Annotated in this window: 1 protein-coding gene; it reads left to right on the top strand. The window is 58.6% G+C overall.

All coding sequences use genetic code 11. The annotated features are described in order from the left end of the window. The first annotated feature begins 270 nt into the window (after positions 1 to 270). Positions 271 to 528, top strand: a complete 258-nt coding sequence (locus LG367_RS18155; RefSeq protein WP_226470673.1) for a hypothetical protein — start codon at positions 271 to 273, stop codon at positions 526 to 528. Positions 529 to 1,641 lie beyond the last annotated feature (1,113 nt).

Here is a 1,641-nt window from a genome sequence, read left to right on the forward strand (position 1 = left end):
ATGCCCGCGGAGATCAAGACCAAAGACAGTCCTGCGCACGGCTTGGCTGGCGATCTGCGGCGCGGTCTGGCTTCCAGCCGTGGCCGGCGCCCGTAGCGTCCTGCATGCGGTTGTGCTGGCGATCCTGGTGGCGGGGTTAGGGTTGGTATTGCTGCCTGATCGACCACGGCGCTAGACGCTTACATCAACGGAGACGACGACAGGCCGGGCAATGCCCGGCCTTTTCTTTTGGGCGTAGACTCCACGAGTCACCAGTGCGGGGAGGCCGACATGGGACGCACAAACCGTACTCGGTACATTAACGCTATTGACACGCTGCACGCGGTCCGGCGTGACATCAGTAAACTTCAATCCGAGACAGAAGCGTTCCTTGCCACCGTACCGGCGCATGATCCCGAAGGCCGGATGCCGTTCCTACGGTCCAGAATCATCAATCTGGAAAGCGCGTGGCGATCGATCGATGACGCCATCATCTATACAGAAGCCGCGCTCTCGCCGGTCGTATCGCAATCTGTCGCCAACACATAGCGGCAGATCGGACCACGCCCAGCTTTTTCTTTGGTTAGAATCTGCCCCGGTCACCATGTCGCGGGGGTTGGGTATCGAACGCACCGAACGCATGCGCTACGTCGACGCCATCGATACATTGCACGGCGTCAGGCGGGAAATCGCCGGCTACAGGACAGCGCGCAGAAAGCGGCGGACGCGTTACCCGCCCACGATCCACTCGTGCAGGGCTTGCGCTATGCGGTCGTGGAATTGGGCGACGCGTGGAAGTCGATCGATGAAGCCATCGTATCGACAGAGTCGGCATTGACGCGTGTCGTGCCATCGGTCTAGAGCACGCTCTGCACGCTTTAAGTGTGCATCCACCGCACTCCCCCACCAGTTGTCAAGACCGAAAATCGAGACCGACCGGACATTCACTTATTTTTTCTTTTGGCTAGACTCCGTTCTCCACGATGCTGGGGAGCGACTATGGAATGGGGAGATGGTGAGCGGTACATCAGCGCCATAGTGCGCTGCACGTGGTGCGGCGCGACGTAAGCACGCTGCAGACTGGCGCAGAAAAAGCAATAGCGGCATTGCCTGCCTACGGGCCTAACCTGCATGTCGCCAAGCTCAAGGCGTCGCTTGCACACCTGGAATCCGCATGGCGGTCTCTCGGTGATGCGATCGAGCACATGGAATCCGCCCACGCCCTCGCTGCTCCCCCTAGCTAACGCTTGCGCAATTGACGTTGCGCGCTGCGCTCGCGACGTATATTTGATGGGAATTTTCTAAATGGCAATTAAACAAAAACCCTTGCTTTCAAGGGGTTTTTGTTGCCTACGCATGGCGCTATGACGCACTACAAAATTCACTGAGCGCATGTGCGCGTGATGCGCTACCCCTACATGTATCGGTGCTGCGCATGGCGTGTAGCGCGTGGCGTTTGGCCTATGGCCAATATCTATATTGGCCGCGGGTCCTTCCCTGAATAGGGCTTTTTCGCGCATCCCCCCGAGCACGGTTTCCCACAATTTTCGTATTCGACGCCTGTTCCATCTCCTCCAGGAACAGTTCGCGCCGCGTGCGCTTGCGCTGCCCCAGACCCTCCCCGTCACCGAACGTCAGTTCCATCGATAGTCATCTCGAAAA

Origin of the sequence: Luteimonas panaciterrae (assembly GCF_020511115.1) — a bacterium.
Classification (GTDB): domain Bacteria; phylum Pseudomonadota; class Gammaproteobacteria; order Xanthomonadales; family Xanthomonadaceae; genus Luteimonas; species Luteimonas panaciterrae.